Annotated in this window: 17 protein-coding genes and 1 pseudogene; 5 read left to right on the forward strand and 13 right to left on the reverse strand. The window is 42.9% G+C overall.

Features of this window, described 5'->3' with window-relative positions; all coding sequences use genetic code 11:
• The first annotated feature begins 15 nt into the window (after positions 1-15).
• Positions 16-1,515, forward strand: coding sequence for a carboxylesterase/lipase family protein (locus TSUB_RS22005; RefSeq protein WP_087026355.1), 1,500 nt, complete (start codon positions 16-18; stop codon positions 1,513-1,515).
• A 112-nt stretch (positions 1,516-1,627) separates the two neighbouring features.
• On the opposite strand, the gene TSUB_RS22010 is transcribed toward TSUB_RS22005, so the two are convergent.
• The 5 genes from TSUB_RS22010 to TSUB_RS22030 all read right to left on the reverse strand — a co-directional run bounded on the left by TSUB_RS22010 (position 1,628) and on the right by TSUB_RS22030 (position 4,875).
• Positions 1,628-1,846, reverse strand: coding sequence for a hypothetical protein (locus TSUB_RS22010; protein ID WP_087026358.1), 219 nt, complete (start codon positions 1,844-1,846; stop codon positions 1,628-1,630).
• A 266-nt stretch (positions 1,847-2,112) separates the two neighbouring features.
• The gene (locus tag TSUB_RS22015) at positions 2,113-2,805 is read right to left on the reverse strand and encodes an acyltransferase (RefSeq protein WP_087026361.1); all 693 of its coding nucleotides are present in this window, start codon (positions 2,803-2,805) and stop codon (positions 2,113-2,115) included.
• A complete protein-coding gene (locus TSUB_RS22020; RefSeq protein WP_343231781.1) occupies positions 2,805-3,404 on the reverse strand; it encodes a glycosyltransferase in 600 nt (199 codons plus the stop codon). The genes TSUB_RS22015 and TSUB_RS22020 overlap by 1 nt, the downstream gene beginning before the upstream one ends.
• A gap of 59 nt (positions 3,405-3,463) precedes the next feature.
• Positions 3,464-4,012: a glycosyltransferase gene (locus TSUB_RS22025; protein WP_221274598.1), complete on the reverse strand. Its 549-nt coding sequence runs from the start codon at positions 4,010-4,012 to the stop codon at positions 3,464-3,466.
• On the reverse strand, positions 4,009-4,875 hold the full coding sequence (locus TSUB_RS22030) for an alpha/beta fold hydrolase (protein ID WP_087022703.1): 867 nt from the start codon (positions 4,873-4,875) through the stop codon (positions 4,009-4,011). The genes TSUB_RS22025 and TSUB_RS22030 overlap by 4 nt, the downstream gene beginning before the upstream one ends.
• 300 nt (positions 4,876-5,175) lie before the next feature.
• Here TSUB_RS22030 and TSUB_RS22035 point away from each other — a divergent pair, with 300 nt between their 5' ends.
• Positions 5,176-7,089: a PhoX family protein gene (locus TSUB_RS22035; protein ID WP_414718388.1), complete on the forward strand. Its 1,914-nt coding sequence runs from the start codon at positions 5,176-5,178 to the stop codon at positions 7,087-7,089.
• Positions 7,090-7,142: 53 nt separating this feature from the next.
• Here the strand turns inward: TSUB_RS22035 and TSUB_RS25125 are convergent.
• From TSUB_RS25125 to TSUB_RS22050, 4 genes and pseudogenes are all read right to left on the reverse strand, one after another.
• Positions 7,143-7,262, reverse strand: a pseudogene (locus tag TSUB_RS25125) (acetyl-CoA carboxylase, carboxyltransferase subunit beta); the annotation flags it as partial.
• Positions 7,263-7,328: 66 nt separating this feature from the next.
• On the reverse strand, positions 7,329-7,694 hold the full coding sequence (locus tag TSUB_RS22040) for a hypothetical protein (protein WP_221274599.1): 366 nt from the start codon (positions 7,692-7,694) through the stop codon (positions 7,329-7,331).
• Positions 7,695-7,713: 19 nt separating this feature from the next.
• The gene (locus tag TSUB_RS22045; protein ID WP_221274600.1) at positions 7,714-8,217 is read right to left on the reverse strand and encodes a hypothetical protein; all 504 of its coding nucleotides are present in this window, start codon (positions 8,215-8,217) and stop codon (positions 7,714-7,716) included.
• 331 nt (positions 8,218-8,548) lie between these two features.
• Positions 8,549-8,770: a hypothetical protein gene (locus TSUB_RS22050; RefSeq protein ID WP_087024750.1), complete on the reverse strand. Its 222-nt coding sequence runs from the start codon at positions 8,768-8,770 to the stop codon at positions 8,549-8,551.
• Between the two features lie 533 nt (positions 8,771-9,303).
• Here TSUB_RS22050 and TSUB_RS22055 point away from each other — a divergent pair.
• Genes TSUB_RS22055 through TSUB_RS22065 form a run of 3 tightly spaced genes read left to right on the forward strand, consistent with a single transcriptional unit; the run spans position 9,304 to position 12,115 of the window.
• The gene (locus tag TSUB_RS22055) at positions 9,304-9,612 is read left to right on the forward strand and encodes a hypothetical protein (RefSeq protein WP_087024749.1); all 309 of its coding nucleotides are present in this window, start codon (positions 9,304-9,306) and stop codon (positions 9,610-9,612) included.
• Positions 9,609-10,490: an ABC transporter ATP-binding protein gene (locus TSUB_RS22060; RefSeq protein ID WP_087024747.1), complete on the forward strand. Its 882-nt coding sequence runs from the start codon at positions 9,609-9,611 to the stop codon at positions 10,488-10,490. The genes TSUB_RS22055 and TSUB_RS22060 overlap by 4 nt, the downstream gene beginning before the upstream one ends.
• Positions 10,490-12,115, forward strand: a complete 1,626-nt coding sequence (locus tag TSUB_RS22065; protein WP_087024745.1) for a DUF4857 domain-containing protein — start codon at positions 10,490-10,492, stop codon at positions 12,113-12,115. The genes TSUB_RS22060 and TSUB_RS22065 overlap by 1 nt, the downstream gene beginning before the upstream one ends.
• 54 nt (positions 12,116-12,169) lie before the next feature.
• On the opposite strand, the gene TSUB_RS22070 is transcribed toward TSUB_RS22065, so the two are convergent.
• The 4 genes from TSUB_RS22070 to TSUB_RS22085 all read right to left on the reverse strand — a co-directional run bounded on the left by TSUB_RS22070 (position 12,170) and on the right by TSUB_RS22085 (position 15,522).
• Positions 12,170-12,505 carry a cupin domain-containing protein gene (locus TSUB_RS22070; protein ID WP_087024743.1) on the reverse strand — a complete coding sequence of 112 codons (336 nt, stop codon included), beginning with the start codon at positions 12,503-12,505 and terminating at the stop codon, positions 12,170-12,172.
• Entirely contained in the window at positions 12,498-13,313 is an 816-nt protein-coding gene (locus TSUB_RS22075) for a methyltransferase domain-containing protein (protein WP_087024741.1), read from the reverse strand. The genes TSUB_RS22070 and TSUB_RS22075 overlap by 8 nt, the downstream gene beginning before the upstream one ends.
• Before the next feature lie 249 nt (positions 13,314-13,562).
• Positions 13,563-14,642, reverse strand: coding sequence for a hypothetical protein (locus TSUB_RS22080; RefSeq protein WP_087024737.1), 1,080 nt, complete (start codon positions 14,640-14,642; stop codon positions 13,563-13,565).
• A 1-nt stretch (position 14,643) separates the two neighbouring features.
• A complete protein-coding gene (locus TSUB_RS22085) occupies positions 14,644-15,522 on the reverse strand; it encodes a hypothetical protein (RefSeq protein WP_159065005.1) in 879 nt (292 codons plus the stop codon).
• Positions 15,523-16,092: the final 570 nt, after the last annotated feature.

Consider the following 16,092-nt stretch of genomic DNA (forward strand, 5'->3'; position numbering starts at 1 on the left):
TGGTCTCTTTTTCACATGGTATACGACAAAGAAATTCAAATCGATAATGGTAGACTGCTAGGAAGCATTGATCGACAGACCAATATCTCCGTTTTTAAGGGCATTCCTTTTGCAGCCGCTCCTGTCGGCCATCTCCGCTGGGCAGCCCCTGAATCCGTTAAACCGTGGCATGGCGTTCGCTCAGCCAAAGAATATGGCGCATCTAGCATCCAAATACCGCCAGAGAAAGGCTCCTTTTATCAAAAAGAATTCTTGCCTAGACCGCATATTTATGATGAAGACTGCTTATACCTCAATATCTGGGCGCCAGAGGCAAATAATGGCCAACGTTTACCCGTGCTAGTATGGTTCTACCCCGGTGGTTTTGTTTGGGGGTCAGGCAGTGATACCTCAATCGATGGAACCGAGCTGGCTAAAAAGGGCGTCGTGGTTGTCACCATAAACTACCGAATCGGTGTACTGGGATTTCTGGCACATCCTGATTTAACGCGAGAATCACCTAACCGCACATCCGGAAACTATGGCTTACTTGATCAAATCGCAGCGTTAAAATGGGTGCAGCGCAATATCGGTCAGTTTAATGGTGATAAATGTAACGTCACAATTTCTGGGCTCTCTGCGGGAGCAATCAGCACACATCTCTTATCTGCATCACCGAAAGCAAAGGGGCTATTTCACAAAATTATTGCCCAAAGCGGCTCAGTCTTTGCGATGAAAGGGCATGCAACGCTTGAAAACAGCGAAGCAGCAGGCATTCGATACGCGGACAGTTTGGGTGCAACGTCTATTCATCAGCTCAGAAAGCGCTCACCTGAAGAATTGCTGTCAAAACCTTATAAAGCTTGGCCAGTTGTTGATGGCTGGCTGCTCCCAGACAGCGTAACTAGCATCTATGACAAAGGGCAACAGATTGATGTACCTATGCTTATCGGAGGTACATCCGACGAAGCAGCGACAATGCCTCGGGGTGTCATTAAACTCAATACATTTTCAATATGGGCGAAAAGCACATTTGGTGATGTCGCCCAAGAATATCTAAAACGCTATCCAGCAAAAACAGACGGTGAAGCTTGGGACAATTTTGTTGCTGCGAAAACCGAATCAATTCACTGGGCGACGAGAAAGTGGGCGTGCCAGCAAAATAACACTGGCACCGAACCTGTCTATCTCTATGCATTTCGCAAAGCACCATCCGGAAAATTTAGCGAACAACATGGCGCCTATCACATGGGAGATTTGGTCTATGCCTTCAACAATCTCGATACCCTTGATAGACCTTGGACCAAAGAGGACAGAGCGTTGGCCGATTTGATGTCGAGCGCTTGGGTAAACTTTGCTAAAACCGGCAACCCAAATGGCGGAACGTTGCCTTTCTGGCCAGCATATACCCGAGCAGATGATGTCATCATGATATTTGATAGTAAAACTGAAGCAAAAATAGATAGGCGAAACAACACCTTACATCGACTATTTGATAAAGAGTTTAAAGCCAACAGCGCCTATTTGAAGTTATGATTAATACTCAAGCCACCTCAAGGTGCTTGAGTATAACCAGACAACAGCGCTTCCGAGGCTGCTGCTTGTGTTCTTATCGTCCCGAGTGTTTAACCATCACCACACCGCGTACCTAAGCGACCTCAGCCCTTGCCTGTTTAAACCAAGCTAACACTTGTGCTAAATATTGTTCCCCATACAGCCGCGTAAACTGCTTAGTATAATGATCATTCGGGGTTTGGAGCGCTTCAATTCGTTGTGAGATGTAGTCCGGGGTTAACTCTAGCCCACACTCTACGGTAATACAGTGCTTCCATTCCTGATAGTTACTTGGTATTGCTGCAGATGACATAACGTGGCTTCTCCTTAAAACTTGACCTCAGATGTTGTTATAACATAACAATTTATTTAAGTCCCTACCCCTAGGTAAGTATGCCAGCGTATGTTCGAGTGTTGCCTTATTCGAAACAAGCGCCAAGGCGAGACCTTGACGCTTAGACTCAAAGCGTACATTTTGATTTAGTCCGCTAGATCTTCAACGTAATGCCTTGCGGACAAACCTAAAAAATCTCGCTGAACAAGCACTTTGAGGCGGCTTGAGTGTTGTGTAAAACACCATCAAGCGAAAATCTCCTCTTCTTTCAATCTTTGTACCACACGAGCTGGATTCCCGAACGCCACACAGTTATCAGGAATATCGCCCACAACGACACTGTTCGCACCAATCATACAGTTCTTCCCTATCGTCACACCTTTCATTATCCAAGCCCCTGCTCCTATACCCGTACCACTGCCAATCTTGACCGGTTGAGCACTGAGCCTTGCCATCTCGGTGTCATTGCCCCGACCTTTCGTAGTGTGCCCATCACAATCCATAATGGTCACCATAGGGCCTATGCCCACATTATCTCCAATTTCGACATGGCGATAAGACACAATCGCAGTGCCCGCCATGTGGACTCGATTACCTATCATAATCTTCCCAGGTGGATTGTCATTGGTTTGCACGCACGTCAGTTTCATGCACTGACTATGGAAAGGCGGTCGATCACTGTGCGATTCGATAAAACACTGCTCGCCAATTGAAATCGCCCCATTAAAACGCTGGCGATCCAGTGTAGAGAGTGTTGGATCCAGCGCATATCCTTCAGAATCTCTTATTTTAGTAAAGCAAATCCGAGGAATATTGGAGATGATCGACGTGTTACCAATCTCCAAACCTTGACATCGCAATGACGCAGCAAGATCTTCAGCTTGTTGATACTCTTGTTGCTCAGGCAAGCAGATAAAGTCATTTTCATAGGTAGGCATTACACAGTTCCTTCTTGTTGGTGACAAATTGTCTTGTGGTTAACTAAATAGGTTTCTATCTCGGTGCATGCTCGATTCACGCCACCTGCCAGCCTAAGCGAGTCGCCCAGCGAGCTTGCTTTGTTAGCAAGATCGGGCTCATTGACCAAGCGCAGTAGTGCCTCTCTAAACTGAATTCCATTCATTCGCTTATCATCTAAAACAAATGCTGCGCCAAATGACTCAATAGTCTCGGCTATCAAACGTCGTTCATCTGTTCGAGGTAAAATGAGTAAAGGGACACCAAAAAAAAGGCTCTCGTTTACGCTGTTTTGTCCACCGTGGGAAATAAAGGCGCTCGCTTTTCTCAATATCGATTTTTGATCCACCGATGCATATACAGAGATATTATTAGGTAGATTCTCACTATTAACCTCAATATCCTGACCACCTAAAGAAACAATGAAATCATACTCTGATATATCTGAAATAAGCGAAAGAAGACGGTTAAATAATGTCTTATCTTGCGATTCAATTGTCCCCATAGACATATAGATGAGAGGTCTTGGCACTGCATCTTCACGCTCATATTTCGGCGGTGAGTTATGCAAAGCACCCACAAATTTATAACTGTCACCACAATGTTCAGCATCGGGTTGAAGTAAACGAGAAGTACAGACTAAATTAATCTCTGCACAATTAGAAAAAGATCCGAAAATCCAGCATGGTAATTAAACTCTTCATTCAGAATTGTTAGTTTCTTTCGAATATCAAACTTAAACTCAAACAATTTCAAGAGATAAGTTAAAGGGATACCCCACCGTTTTCTAGACATTAATATTGCTCTATTGACAACAGGCGTTGTAACAACGTTAACTGCTGGTAAGCCTGTTACCTTTGCTAGACAGCGGCCCCATGGAGCAACTGAATCATAGAGAATATAATCTGGCTTTAAACGCTTCACTTCGGATACTAAAAATGGCATTTGCTGAACTGCAATATCTAGCAAGGAGTTACCTAAAGATAATAACCCATAAGCTATCCCCTTATGTTCATCACTCAACTCGGGATAACAAGAGAAAGTCGCGCCTGTGTCAGCAATTTTTTCTTCAAAGTGATGTGAACAGTAAAACGTCACATCATGCCCTCTTTCTGTCAGCGCTTTGACCAACGACGTCGCTGGCGTGACATGCCCTACCGCGGGCAGTCCAATATAGAGTGCTTTCATCGGCCACCTCCTATTTCCACCCGTTCATTGGTCGGGTCACTGATACTTGTGCCGACAAGGCTAAACCCTTTCCAGTCATCGCCTTGACTTAAAAAGTAATCCCTCGTTAACTCGACAACTTCGCCACGAGCTTCGATATGAAATAAATGCCCGCAGTTTTTAATAAAATGCACTTTCGCATCTAAGAAATAGGTTGACCACTCAGTCACTTCTTGCTGGCTAATCATGGCATCACGATCGCCACAAAAGAGCAGTGTTGGTTGAGTGTTGTGCTCGTTTTGCTCATTAATAATAATTCTTTTTGTGTTAGCTAAGTATTTATCCAACATATCATCAGACATTTTTCTAATAGCAGAGACCACAGCTCGTTTAATCGCTTTCGAACGTCCAGTATTTTCTGGCATCCAACTTTCTGTCACAAACTGTGCAAAAGCCTGTTTGTCCTTTTTATGCTTATAGGCATCTAAAATATCAGAAGTAGCACTTTCATTGAGTCTTCGGCATGCACCTCCCAGTGCGGCACACTTAACTCTTTGGCTTTCAAGCATAAAACCATACGAGACCAAAGCACCATAACTGAACCCTAGCAAGGATATACAGTCAAGTGATAAAGATTCACAAAACTTCTCTACACACCGTCCCAAAAATCGAAAGTCTTTTTCTTCAGGAAGATAATCACTTTCACTTATTCCAGGAACTTCAAGTTGATAGATACAAAAGTCTTTTGACAATTTTGAGAAAATATCATCACAGTTTTCAATTGTTTGCATCGAACCGGGTAAAAAAACAAGTACAGGTTTACTTGACTTCGCATGTCTATAACGACACTTATAACCATAAAGGTCTATCCAATCAATATCCATCACTTAACACCTAATTAATAAACAAAATACGCAACCGGTTGTGCTTATTAATTAAGTAGGGATTTATCATTGATTCAATTAACCTGCATGAGTTTCTGAACACATTTCCAAAGAATAAATGGAACATCGCAATAGTTTCAGAAAAAATGTACAGGTAAATCTACTTTTATATTTTTAAAAATGGGTTTTAATTAATTTATTAGGCGTCTCCATATCAGAATCGACATACAACCTAAACATTTCCGCAACATAGCGGCCGCATACTTATTGTCCGATATACCAACAACAAGGAAAGGTACTGTGAGCAACTTTAATCATGATCTAGAAAACGACCACGACCAACGCCCACTGGACAGTGAGCCCGAGTTTAACCGTTTTATCGATGCGGCCATGAACCGTCGTGGTTTCCTAAAAACAGCAACTGCTGCTGGAACCGTGGGCTTTTTCGCGACGTCACCGGTTGCCAATGCTGTCGCGGGTAGCATGGCAAACCAAAACTTAATGGGGTTTACCGCCATTGCTGCTTCCACTGCCGACAACATCACAGTGCCTCCAGGCTATAAAGCGGAAGTCTTGATCTCTTGGGGTGATCCTCTTTTTAAGGATGCGCCAGCCTTCGCCCAGAGCAATGATGCGAAAGCGCAAGAAAGACAATTTGGCGATAACAATGACGGCATGACGCTCTTTCCAGTTTCAGATACTCGCGCTGTACTCGCCGTCAACAACGAATACATTAACCCTGAGTATCTCTTTGCACATCAAGGCAAAGCTATCTCTGCCGATGACGCACGCAAGTCTCAAGCTGCCCATGGGGTATCTATCGTCGAGTTGGAAAAAGTGAATGGCAAATGGCAAGTCAACCTTGAGGGTCGCGCTAACCGCCGCATCACTGCCTACACCGAAATGGAAATGACAGGACCTGCGGCTGGCCACCCCCTACTCGAAACCAACCTTGATCGCACAGCAAAGAAAATTTTGGGTACCTTCAATAACTGCGCGAATGGTCAAACACCTTGGGGCACGTATCTTACCTGTGAAGAAAATTTTAATGGTTACTTTGCGAGTTCAGATGATAAGAAACTCGGCGAAACCTATGCGCGCTATGGTTTAAAAAACAATGATTGGGGCTACGATTGGTACAAACATGACGAGCGCTTCGACATGGCAAAGCACCCCAACGAACCCCATCGTTTTGGCTGGGTTGTGGAAATCGATCCGATGAACCCAAACTCTACTCCCAAAAAACGCAGCGCACTCGGTCGCTTTAAACACGAAAATGCCGCGCTAACACTCAACGACGACGGGCATGCTGTTGTCTACCTCGGCGATGATGAACGCGGTGAACACCTTTATAAGTTTGTTTCACGCAACAAGTATCAGGCAGGTGTTCACACCGCCAACCTCAATTTGCTAGAAGATGGCACCCTTTACGTCGCTCAATTTGACGGCAAGGAAGGAGAGACTCACGGCAAAGGCAAATGGCTAGAACTCACCTTTGGAAAGAATGGCCTAACGGCAGAAAATGGCTTCAAAGATCAAGCCTCAGTACTCGTTTTTGCACGAGAAGCGGCAACGCAAGTAGGTGCAACCACAATGGATCGCCCTGAGTGGGTAGCGGTTCACCCTGACAACAAGCAAGTTTTCGTCACACTGACCAACAATAAGTACCGTGGTGTACGAGACTCTCAGCCTCTGAATGTTGCTAACCCGCGAGAAAAGAACCCTTATGGCCACATTATCCGCTGGCGTCCAATGAAAGGGAACCATCTCTCTGATGAGTTCGAGTGGGACATCTTTGTCCTTGCAGGCAACCCGGAAGTGCACCCTGAAGACTCATTGATGGCTGGCTCTGACAATATCAATAAGGACAACATGTTTAATAGCCCCGACGGTATTGGCTTTGACCAAGCGGGTCGTCTATGGATTCAGACTGACGGAAAATACAACAACAAAGATAATTTTGCAGGCATGGGCAACAATCAAATGCTGTGTGCAGATCCAGAGAGTGGCGAAATTCGTCGTTTCCTCACGGGTCCTATCGCTTGCGAAGTCACCGGACTCACTTTCACACCGGACCATAGAACCATGTTCGTCGGCGTCCAACACCCAGGTGAAGATATGAAACCTTCACACTTCCCTGATGGTGGAAACAGTATTCCGCGTTCTTCAGTGATCATGATTACACGTGATGATAACGGTGTAATTGGCGCTTAAGCCCGCGCCCAAACATAAACGGCAGCGCAACTCGCTGCCGTTTACTTGTTGACTCAAGCCAACTGCGCAATGTCTACATTCATCAACTTCGCGATAAGGCGACCAATCCGCTGCCGTAATTCATGCCTGTGTAGGATCATGTCAATTGCGCCATGCTCGAGTAAATAGTGGTTATCTCGCAAAACCGCAGTATTTAGCGAGTATTTTATAGGTGCGACATAACGATGTTTACTTCTGGTTTAACACCACTTTAAGCAAATACAAGCCAGTGTCTTTTTGCTATTGATGTAAATAAACCGCCTTTCTTCTCCCCAAGAAGACTCATATTCAAAAGTCTTAATCTCTTTTCCATTATCTATTATTGATATTAGAATGAATGGATTACCATTTTCTATTTCCACTAGCCATTCAACCCCGAATCCATTAAGGATACTGTGCTCTATTTCACTTTCTACAACGGGCACATCAAGGTTTAGTCTAAACTTACGCTCTTTTTCAGAAATCACAATACCTTTCACGCTAAGAACCATTTCATCCGTTGAAGCGTACGTTTTATTTACAATTCCAAAAGAAGATAGAATAAAAATAATAATCATGGTCTTCATATAAACTCCACACATTAAATTAATCACACCCTTGCATAGAATAATCATTATCACCATTAGATATTCTTAAATCATCTAGAATCGATTTGGCTTTACCACTTTCCCCAACCTGCTCATAAGATCTTGACAACATGAAGTAAAAGCATGGAGATACTACTTTTCCATTCACCCCAAACAAATCTATTGCTTTGGTGGAAATTTCAATTGATTCAGGGTATCGATTTAAATCAAATAATATCTTAGCTTCTCTCTCAATCGCTTCAATATAATATAGATGCTTGGCTATATCATGCTCCTCAAAAACCTTTCTTGCCTTTACTGCCACATCTAGTGCTAATAGTTTGTCATTTCTAGACTGCATATATTCAACATGGAGAGCATCTATCCTTAAGCATATATCATGAGGACGCGACAAAAATGAATCGCAGAGTTCTAGCCCTTGTTTTATTCTATTTTCAATGTTATCTATCTTAACTAGGTTTGTGTTGGCTTCAATGCTAGATATTATTGACTCCCCTAGCATAGAATAAGAATCAAGTATATTATTATTATGTAACTTCTCTAAAAGAACAGATACCTCTGCAGAAATTTCTGAATGTCCATTGTCTGCAAGTGCTTCAGTTAAAAATTTAATGCGCCTAGAAATGCTTTGCTATCTTCAGAAACCGAGTATTCAGACATGACTAAATCAAACGCAGCGTCGAGATCCTTACTTTCTGATTCCATTATTTTTTTCAATTCCAGGTATTTTATGTATACTTTTTATTCAACTCTGGAAATTTGTTAAACGTTAATCTATGTGCGACCTCTAGCATGGCTTGTGAATTGCCATACTCTCCTAACTTATAGGTGCCTTATAAACCTATGTAAAAAGATGTTGCATACTCCTTAGACTCAGGGCCATATTTTTTTACAGTGTATTCAGTTAAAGTAGTAAATACATCTCCAAATGCCTCAAAGTCATCGTTTTCGGCGTAATAATACACCTTACCAGTCAATTCCAACAACTTTGCGTCATTTGCTTTTACACCAAATGAAATAAGAGCTGCAATGACAATCATTGGTATAAATTTCATTGGGACTCCAAAATATCCTCTATCTTTTTTCATTAAAGAAGTAATAACCACTCTGAAAACACACTGTCTATCTTTACTTACTCGTTCTCAAAAAATCATAAGCAAACAGCTAATCGTTACACGGAAATCACTTTAACATCAATAAAACAAACAGTTATCATAAAATTTAATTTCAGCAGGCTAGATGCATCTGACTCACTTAATGAGCCCGGTAAGCTAAAAGAATCCGTATCTATAGGTAATATTTGACACATTAAAGTCGACGTAAAGCTTATACCCATCATACAAGCGTCTACAAAGCCCCTAAACGGAACCGAATACATTGGCCAACCCCATTCCTTCATCGAAACAATCTAACAGCGCATGTGATTGACAGTAGGACCGTTTCCGACAAGCCATTTTCCTCATGAGTTAATTATGATAACGATTCTTGTTTCTTGATCTGCGTTAAGATTGACACGTCTTGTTACATATATGCTGTGTTTTCATTGAAGATAGAATAAAGCAAGCCCAAAGGGATGCTTGGAGAGAATATGAAACAGCGGTACCAACTTGCCATCGCATTATTATCCCTTCCTTTTTACAGCGTTGCCCATACTGCACTTATGTCATGCTACGACCAAGGCAATGGTTACATTCTCTGTGAAGGAGGGTTCAGTGATGGCGCTAGCGCGGAAGGGGTCGAGTTTCGTATCGAGCAAAATGACCGTGTCATCATGCAAACCCAAATGGATGAGTTCGGCGAAGTCTATTTTGAGAAACCTAAAAACCGCTTCACTCTCGTCCTCAATGCGGGTGAAGGCCATGTCGTTTATGTTGATGGTCGAGACATCTCGCAATGAGCATTCAACAAGCCCAACCTTCGCCGGTAATTAAGATAGACCACCTAAGCCATCGCTATGGCAAAAAGGCTATCTATAAAGATCTCAATCTCATCATCGAAAAAGGGAAGATCTTCGGCTTGCTTGGTAAAAATGGGGTTGGAAAATCCACACTCATCAACTTATTGATGGGCTATTTAAAACCTGAGCAAGGGCAATGCCTCGTCTTTGGCGAACACGCGAATCATCTCTCTCCTGCCACACGCGCCAGAATCGCACTGCTTTACGAAGGCTTCATTAACTATGACACCTTGACCATCCGTCAAGCCGAACAGTTTTATGCCGCGTTTTACCCCAAGTGGCAACCGCAGCATTTTGATCACTTAATGACGTTGATGGATGTCGATTTCAATCAGCCTCTATCTTCCCTTTCCTTCGGACAAAAGTCGCAAGTGATTCTTGGCCTGTTAATAGCACAAAACGCGGATTTGCTCATTCTTGATGACTATTCAATGGGGCTAGATGCAGGATATCGCCGACTGTTTGTCGACTACCTCAGTGACTATTTACACGGCACAGATAAAACCGTGTTAATCACCACCCATGTGATGAGTGACTTAGAGCATCTCATTGATGAAATTGCCATTGTCGACCGTTCCACTCAGGTGTATCAAAGTAGTATGAAAGCATTCAACCACGCCTTTCAATGCTTTTCGTCTCCGGATGCCATATCCCTAAAAAGTAGTCCAAAGATTCATCGCATTGAGAAGTATCGTCAAAAACACAAAATCTACGCTTTTCACGACCAACAAACGTTAGAAACTGAACTCGGTATTCCATTAACCCCAGAGCCGATGACGTTCGAAGACCGCTTCCTTGGTTTCGTAGGGAAATACTGATGCAACTTTCGCCGATCTATCACAAAGAGTGGTTAAAACTACGCGGGTTCACTCTCGTCTTATGCCTATTAAATGGGTCAGCTTGCCTCTACTTCGTTTTTGACCTCGCCAATCAGTTTGCTAACATCGAGCCTGATGCCATGATGTGGTATCGCTTCGTTCACCTGCAAGAAAAACCCTATCAATGGCTTGTTTATGGCTTCGCATTCAATGGGTTAACCATCGCGCTTTGCCAATTTCTGCCAGAAGTGTTACGTCGCACCGTCCGCATTCTCACCCATTTGCCTATTCCTATGCGACAAATGATTCGCCAACATATCCTAGCTGGCGGCACCTTGGTGGTGCTGCTCAACAGCCTATTGATTGCGACGGTTGGTCTCACCTTTCGTCACTACTACCCTCCCAATATCCTCAATGCTGCACTACTCGATCTTTTACTGGCACAGTTACCCGCTCTTGTACTGTATGTGGGACTGAGCGCTACATTGATTGAAAATGACCGCAAGATACAAGCATGTAAGTTCGCCTTAACGCTACTGGGCTTCTTTGCGCTCTCTCACATGGATGCCTCCTTTCAAGCGCCAGTAGGTATAGCAACAATCATCTGGCTATTCATGCCACTTATTGATAGCTTCTTAAGCGTTAAAACGAGACGCTTAGAGAGCAAAGCCTACCGTTGGACCGTATTACCTGTGGGTGTCGGATTGTTATTTGTTGTCGGCCTCGCGCTAGAGCATCGTTTCCACACAGGACATGAAGATTTCTACCTGTTCTACTCTGATGTGCGGGGTGAGTTTGTTTATCAGAAAAATGGTCATGGTCATCATTTCGAGTATGGCACGCAATCCAACTCGCTGACAAAAGCCCAGTTCGAACAATCGCTTCCCTTTGTGTTTTGGAAGAACTTAGACATTCAAGGCAAATTGCCCATCACCATCAATGGCCACTCCTTTGATAAACGGACCATTCGCGCATCGAGAATGAGCTTACAATACACGCCAGAAAGGCTTACGCCACCTCGTGTCTCTCTCTACCCCTTTTTCAATCCGCTGAGCCACAAAGGAAGCATCCCTTTTCCTTCGGAAGCATTCGTTGTGCATCAAGATAAGTTCCTGATTTACGAGTCTGAGTCCCGACAAAAAGACACCGAGTTAGGTGATAGACTCAACCAGCTCGCAAACGAACAAAACATGGCATTTCCCATTGCGAATGTATGGGGAAAAACAACCAATATGAAACCCTTCGATTGGGGGTATTTCGTTCAAGACAATGAAGGCAAGCTATTTAACCTAGGGCGGACTGATAATCAGGTTTACCTGACATCCATTGACCTACCCAACACACTGGGAGAAATTGCTTTTATACACGTAGCCGAAAATCGCCAAAAAGCCTTTTATGGTTACGCCATCAATCAGGATAGCGACGTATTTTTGATTCGCTATCCTGACTACCACTTTATTCCTTTGTCGTTAGAAGGCTTTGATCATCGCAGCATGTCTTTTCAATTACTTGCTGACCCGCTCAACTATATAGTCCGTTTCAATGATGGTAAACGGTACAGTGCAATACGATTTAATAAGCAATATCAAAAGCTTGATAGGATAGATATGATCACTGATGGCTAGATCTCCGTTGGCTTGCGCATGAGTGATTAAGTTAACTATTCACACTTAATACATCTAGTCGCCGCTTGGCTTGGGCGCTCGTAACAAGTAAAGCATCAACTTAAGTGGCTGATTGGCGACAACGCTGTGTGGTAGATGGGCGTCCATGAGTACCCATGCCCCCGCGTGAAGTTTTCTCTCTTCTTCTTCAAATGTCATCGTCGCTTCGCCCTCCAAGACTTGTGCAATGGCGGGCACCGCGGCGGTATGCTCTGACATTTCTTCGCCTTCCGCAAAGCCAAATAGCACCGCCCGTAACCGATCGCTCTTGAAAACAGGCCGGCTCGTAATGCCGACACGTGGAATCTCTATCTCCGCCGCAAGATCCTCGTAAAGTGTATACTCAAACATGGTGCTGCTCCTTCTTCTTTGCTACTAGCGTTACCGCTGCCAAATGATCTCGATGTTTCCGAAATATTCGCCGCATGCCAAACACACGTTTTCTGGCATCAGGTTTTAAAATGAGGTTCTTAGCAATGCGAAGGAAACCCAGCACCCCTTCATCATCGATCATCCGGCGAGGCTCCAGTAGATGCATAGGCGCAACATGTTCAACAACCACCTCAAAACCCGCACCTTCGAGTAAGTCACACCATTCTTGCACCGATAATGGCTTAGCCGGATGTTTTATCGTGTCGGAAATCTCTTTCTGAATGCGCCGTTTTTGAACGTCACTCAATGTGTTCGGAACCAAACAAAGCTCATGAATACCGTAGCGTCCTCCCGATCTTAAAATGCGTGCAGCCTCATCAACAATTGCTTGCTTTTTAGTATCACTTTGCATCGTTAACATGGCTTCACCATAGACAACCGTCGCGCACTCTGCGCTCAAACAAGTCGACTGAGCATTACCCACTAAGCAAATCTGACGATCGCCGTTCAAGTACTGGCTGACTAACTGAGCCGCCTTTTCATTTTGCTCTATTGCGGTATAGCTTCGCGGTCTTTTTTGCAGACATAGGTTCGCGGTAAACCCCATTCCAGGCGCAAACTCCACCACGTCATCCTGTTCACCAATTGCCAGTCCAGACAACATTGCCTGCGTCATGGCTTTCCCTCCGGGCCGCAGCACTTTCTTACCTAGTTGTGCCAATACCCAATGACCCGCTTTCTTATCAATATCCCGCTCTGAATCGGGCAGGGTTTTTATATCATTCATATTGCCTCCAGCAGCAACGGCAATGTAAAAAGTAAGACTGCACAAATCGCAATCCAACGAAAACGATGGCTGATACCTTCCATGACACCTCCAATTGAGAACGATTCTTTTTTCATAATACAGAGAGGGTTGGAAAAGCGGACTTGACGATTGTCAATATCTAGGAGAGATTGCTGTAAACCTGCGTACACCATACACACCAGTATACTCAAGCAACTTCAATATGCTTGAGTATGTAGCGCTAAACAATTAATCGCAAACGTTATTACCACACGCCATGATGTTTAAAACTGAGTTATTTTTAAAATAACCTTTGTGAGTATTTACTGGGTCAGAATACAACCACAGCCAAGTACGGCCATTACTGACAGGAATACTTAAAAAAGGGTAGTCCCCTTTGCTAAACACATCACTTCTTAACTGATAACTGAGCAAATCATTTGGATCAGAAAAGGAAATGATTTTAACATTTTCTTTTATCTCGTTTTTTCTTACGTCTATGTTTTTGTATCGGTTAATATTTAAGGCGATAATTTCCATTGAAGAAGGTACGTCTAGCGTACGTCTTTCTTCTAGTTCTTCTTTTTTAACGCCAGCAAAGTCTGTTCTAAACTCATTTGAGCTTCTAATGATATCACCTCTCCTACAAGTACCTAAATAATCGAGTAGTGGTAACTGATTAGACGATAAGTAGAATGCTTCGACCTTACCAAGCAACTTTTCTGCTATCTCTGTTTGTTTACCACATACGAGTGCGTCACGAAGAATAGTGCTTCCAAGGCTCTCGCTAATTAGATAGACATTATCTAATTCGTCATTCAAGACAGACTCCGCTATCATGTTCAATGATGAAGACATTTGAGACTTCATGGTATCACCATACCAAGGTGACGCATAAGCGATAACGTCAGCTAAACATTCACTCACCAATTTGTCTTTTACTTCTTTGTTAAGATAGGCTGTTTTTAAATTGTAAGCCTCAACAGGTTCATCAGGAAACAGTCCATTTCTAACCTTTAGCGCAAATACCTTAAGCGAGTAACTCCCTCTTACTAGTTTGTACTCATCAAATAATAAGTTATCACTATCACTTTTAACGATATTCGCTGACATTGCTTCAGCCAATGCGGCGACCTTTTTATTTGCCCACCCATCATTGTGCTCGCACATTCCATGCAGCATAACAAGCACATTCTGTTTCCCATCCTCGTAAATTGGCTCAATACCAAGAGACTCGTATTCCGAACGGTAGCTGTCTTTGATAGGATCATAAGGGGTAGCACAACCCAGTATAAGCATGCATGCCATTATCACTATTAACGTTTTCATATTATTTTTCCTCACTGTCCGAAGGCGATATTTCATCCATAACTTTGTCGACAACCCTTGATTTATTGCTGGACAAAGCCTCAAGTAGCGCTTTTTTTGCTTTCGTTTCAATTGAAGCATCAGTTACAGCGACAAAAACTGTCAGCTCATGATATTGATAAGGGTTACGAAGAATATAACTGCATGATTTAGTACGATCGCAAGATTGGATTTGTTTCAGTCCGTCTACGTCTTTAGAAAGTAAATACTCCTTGTAAGGAGAAGGCGGTGCATCGATAAGAAAATCATAGGTTATACTTTTACTATCTTGTCTGACCTTAAACTCGCCTATTGGGCCATCAAACAAAGTGTATCGCGTATAGATTCCTCCGTCATAGTTATACGTTTCCCAAAGCAGATAATAATTCACATCTAGCTTAGTGTCGGTATCACTATCCTGGGTAAAAGTTGAAGCCCAAGAAAAATCCTCTCCCACTGAAAACTGAAATGGCACTAGGTAAGGCTTTACTTCTTTATCAGCTATCAGTTGACTAACTTCAACAAAGTTGTTGTTTTGTTCCCCGATCTTCCAAACCATTTTAAAATCATCTTTTTCACCATCTCGTCTAACGACACAAGTAGACTGAGCAGAAAACGTATAAACCTTCGATGATTTTTCTAAGTCCTTAATTAACTCATCTTCCAACTCATCGATTAGCCACTCTAATCCTTTTTTTATTAAGGTCTCTTCAATACCTCTCGCAACCACTTGATCAGGGGATGCAAGACACTGCTCTGAAGCTACTGAAAGAGAAGCAATATCATTTGTTTCTACAAGATAAGTGGATTTACAGCCCAACATTAACATTGGGAGAAAAACCAAAATCCATTTCCAATTCATAGTTAAACCTCCTATAGCCCAATTAAATTCTTTATATTTATGCGACCTAAAGAAGCGTAATCACAGGAACTTCTCGGCTTGTCATCAACAGGCTGTTTTCAAGATGTCGTAGGCTAAAACAAAAAACAGTCATCCACTAAATGGACCCGAAAACACGCGCAATGCAAAACACCTTGCATCCCAGAGTCAGTGTTAAAGGTGCTTGGAAGTGGCATACATTCCTTCGTACTTTACTCAAAATCAATGCACTAACCCGATTTTGATGCCGTCATCTAGAAGTCGCTTAGGTATATATATAAATGCCTAGATCAAGACCCTATATTGTCAAACATTTCAAACAAAAACTGAGTCATGACAAAAAAATAATAGTAAAAATGCGATGTAACAAACAGTTAGATGATTTGGATTGGGAAAACGAGAGACCGTCAGTTCGACACCAGTTTCAAAGTCATATGCCGACTTTTTATGCCTTCTACGAAGTTCCCTACAAATACAACTATCAGCTAGTGAGCATGCAACCTAGCAACTATGTCTAGTGATATATACTTCTCGATAACTGCCTCGCAACAG

Source organism: Thaumasiovibrio subtropicus, from assembly GCF_019703835.1.
In the GTDB taxonomy this organism is placed as follows: domain Bacteria; phylum Pseudomonadota; class Gammaproteobacteria; order Enterobacterales; family Vibrionaceae; genus Thaumasiovibrio; species Thaumasiovibrio subtropicus.